The organism is Mycobacterium sp. (genome assembly GCF_049280035.1).
In the GTDB taxonomy this organism is placed as follows: Bacteria; Actinomycetota; Actinomycetes; order Mycobacteriales; family Mycobacteriaceae; genus Mycobacterium.
Genome location: NZ_JBAPPI010000054.1, coordinates 1 through 3,363 on the forward strand (window position 1 = coordinate 1; position 3,363 = coordinate 3,363).

The following is a 3,363-nucleotide window of genomic DNA, read 5'->3' on the forward strand; positions in this document are numbered from 1 at the left end:
ACACCAGTCCACCCGCGACGTGCAAGGCAGTCAAGCCGCGGTACTGGCAATGCTGCTGCGTAGCGATGATCAATAGTCGTGACGTGCCAACTGAGTATCACCGTCGCGGTCGGGCCCGGCGATGGACAGCACCGCCGGGACCATTTCACTGGTGACCACTCCATGGTCGGCCGTCAACTCGTGGACAATGTCGAAGCTGCGCTCGATCCACTCGGGGGTGTCGATGATGATGGTGACCACGGGCACCCGTCGGGTCAGCTGAAAAAGCTTGTCGCCGTGGGGTTTATGGTCACCGTGAAATCCCCAGATGCCACGCAGCACGGTCGCGCCGCGCGCCATGCCGGAGTCCAGCAGCCGGTGAATGAGCGCGCGGTGGATCGGCACACCGCCGTGACCGGTGGCCTCGCTGGTGTGGACCATCAGCTTCTGCCACAGCGGCCGTTGTTGGTCGTCGGTGCTCGGCAGCCGGTGCGGTCGTGCGAATAGCTCACCACCGCGTTTGCACAACCGCACCCGCTCGACGGTCAGCAGCGGGTTGGGCGCAGCGGCGCTGAGCTCGGTGACTGCAGCCGAAACCTGCGCCGCCGTCCCGATGGAGATGATCATCAGCGGAACGTTGACGTTGCGGCTGAAGAAACGAGCCCGGTAGCGCTCGCCGTGCGCGGTGCCGTCGACGCCCAAAAAGACTGCACCACCGGAGAATCCGTGCTGATGCAGCAGATCGCACACCGCGCGGTACGCGGGCAGCCCGCCGATGCGCTCCTGGCGTCCCACATAAACGGTGAGTTTGACGGAGTCGCCGTTGTCGGTGTCGAGCACGTCGTCGCCACCGACCAGCCGTGCGCGTTCCAGTGTCACCAGGCCATGACCGGTCATCGCGACGACGTCGTCGACCAAGGCGCTGATCTTCGACTCGACGTCGACCGCGGCGATCGCCAGCGGCGGGTCCTCGGACAAGCTCAACGACTCGTCGGTGCGCAGCACGTGCCGCAGCCCGAAACTCGCGATGCCGCGCAGCATCACGCTGGTCGCGAGTTCCCGGGTGTCGAAGAGATCCAGCATCGCGTCGGCCAAGAACCCCGGCCGCCGAGCGTGATCGGTGACCACGCGCTGTCGTTCACCGAAGTAGGTGGTCAGCAGTAGGCATGGCTGGTTCATAGCCGACCCGCGATCCACTGCCCGAGCAGCGCGGCGGCGATACCTAGCACGATGCTGGCGACGAGGTTGGCGGCGGCGCTGCGGACCTGACGCTCCTCACCGAGCCGCTGGGTTTCCAGCATCCAGGTGGAGAAGGTGGTGTAGGAGCCGATGAACGCGGTGTCGGCGAGCAACGCGGCGTGCCTGCTCAACGCCAGGCCGCCGAGCAGGCCGAGCACTGCTGCGCCGCTGACGTTGACCGTCAGCGTTCCGAACGGAAACGACCGCGCCGCCCGTCGGGCCACCGTGCCGTCCACCAGAAACCGCAGCACCGCCCCGACGCCGCCGGCGACCAATACGCCAACCCAGACCAGCACCATCAGCGCCGCTCCTCCTCATCGCTGCGCTCTGCATCGTCGCCGGCGCGCATCAGCGGACCGGTACCCGGCGCACTACCGCGGTGGCCAGGTACACCGCCAGTAACCCCAGCATGATGCTCGCGAAGGTATAACCGGCGGCCAGGCCGTAGCAGTGCTGTTCGATCATCTTCAGCGTCTCGACTTGCATGGTCGAAAAAGTCGTCAGCCCGCCGCACAGCCCGGTGCCGAGCAGGGGCCGGCGGTAGCTCGACAACGGCAGCCGCTCCAGCAACCGCGTCGTGAAGTAGCCCACCAAAAAGGCGCCGACGATGTTCACGGTGAACGTCGGCCAGGGCCACCGCGTCGGGTCGGCGACCATCAGGCTGCTTAGGCCGGTGCGCGCCAAGGTGCCTAGCGCGCCACCGGCGAACACGGCGGCCAACTCGCGGTAGTCGGGTTGTGCCACTGGGTTGATTCCCTTCGTTTGCCGGTGCGCTACGCAGCGTATGGCCGAACTCCAACTGACGCAGCCCCAGGGGGAGTCGAGCGCAGGCAGAATTGGTAGCCATGGTGGACAACCCGCGTGCCGGTCAGCTGGCGCAGCCCGAAGACCTTGTCGATCTGCCCCATCTCGTCACGTCGTATTACTCGATCGAACCGGATCCCGAGGACGTCGCTCAGCAGGTGGTGTTCGGCACGTCAGGGCACCGCGGCTCGGCGCTCAACGGCGCTTTCAACGAGGCGCACATCCTGGCGATCACCCAGGCCATCATCGAGTACCGCGGGGCGCAGGGCACTACCGGACCGCTGTTCATCGGCCGTGATACGCACGGCCTCTCGGAGCCGGCCTGGGTGTCGGCGCTGGAGGTGCTGGCCGCCAACGACGTCGTCGCCATGATCGATTCGGCTGACCGGTACACGCCGACCCCGGCGGTCAGCCACGCGATCTTGACCTACAACCGCGGCCGCACCGAATCGCTGGCCGACGGGATTGTCGTGACGCCGTCGCACAACCCACCATATGACGGCGGCTTCAAATACAACCCGCCCAACGGCGGCCCGGCCGAAACCGACGCGACAAACGCAATCGCCAAGCGTGCCAACGAGATTCTCCGGAATGGCGAGGCGGTGAAACGGGTGTCGCTGGCCCGCGCGCTGCAGAGCGCCCAGCGCCACGACTACATGGACGCATACGTGGACGACTTGCCGAACGTGGTCGATGTCGACATCATCCGCAACGCCGGAGTCCGGATCGGCGCCGACCCGCTCGGCGGGGCCAGCGTCGACTACTGGGCTGCGATCGCCGAGCGACACCGGCTGGATCTGACCGTGGTCAATCCGCTGGTCGACGCGACGTGGCGATTCATGACGCTCGACCACGACGGCAAGATCCGGATGGACTGCAGCTCGCCTGACGCGATGGCGTCCCTAATCGCCAATCGTGACCACTATCAGATCGCCACCGGCAACGACGCCGACTCCGACCGGCACGGCATCGTGACTCCCGACGCCGGGCTGCTGAACCCGAATCACTATCTGGCGGTGGCCATCGACTACCTCTACACGCACCGGCCGTTGTGGCCGGACGGCATCGCGGTCGGCAAGACCGCGGTCAGTTCGTCGATCATCGACCGGGTGGTCGCCGGCATCGGCCGCAAGCTCGTCGAGGTGCCGGTCGGGTTCAAATGGTTCGTCGACGGATTGATCGGCGGAACCATCGGTTTCGGCGGCGAAGAGTCGGCGGGGGCGTCGTTCCTGCGGCGCGACGGATCGGTGTGGACCACCGACAAGGACGGCATCATTCTGGCGTTGCTAGCCGCCGAGATCCTGGCCGTCACCGAAGCCACGCCGTCGCAGCGCTATCAGG

The 3,363-nt window shown here is 66.5% G+C and carries 4 protein-coding genes; 1 reads left to right on the forward strand and 3 read right to left on the reverse strand.

What is annotated here, in order from left to right; all coding sequences use genetic code 11:
* Positions 1-69: 69 nt before the first annotated feature.
* The 3 genes from WAN71_RS01870 to crcB (WAN71_RS01880) are packed head-to-tail and all read right to left on the reverse strand — an operon-like array spanning position 70 to position 1,962.
* Positions 70-1,158, reverse strand: a complete 1,089-nt coding sequence (locus WAN71_RS01870; RefSeq protein ID WP_422223702.1) for a DUF190 domain-containing protein — start codon at positions 1,156-1,158, stop codon at positions 70-72.
* Positions 1,155-1,517, reverse strand: a complete 363-nt coding sequence (crcB, locus tag WAN71_RS01875) for a fluoride efflux transporter CrcB (RefSeq protein ID WP_422223703.1) — start codon at positions 1,515-1,517, stop codon at positions 1,155-1,157. Before crcB (WAN71_RS01875) ends, WAN71_RS01870 begins: the two co-directional genes overlap by 4 nt.
* 49 nt (positions 1,518-1,566) lie before the next feature.
* Positions 1,567-1,962: a fluoride efflux transporter CrcB gene (gene crcB, locus WAN71_RS01880; protein ID WP_422223704.1), complete on the reverse strand. Its 396-nt coding sequence runs from the start codon at positions 1,960-1,962 to the stop codon at positions 1,567-1,569.
* A gap of 101 nt (positions 1,963-2,063) precedes the next feature.
* Here crcB (WAN71_RS01880) and pgm point away from each other — a divergent pair.
* Positions 2,064-3,363 (forward strand): phosphoglucomutase (alpha-D-glucose-1,6-bisphosphate-dependent) (pgm, locus tag WAN71_RS01885; protein WP_422223705.1); only part of this gene is annotated, 1,300 nt, incomplete at its 3' end.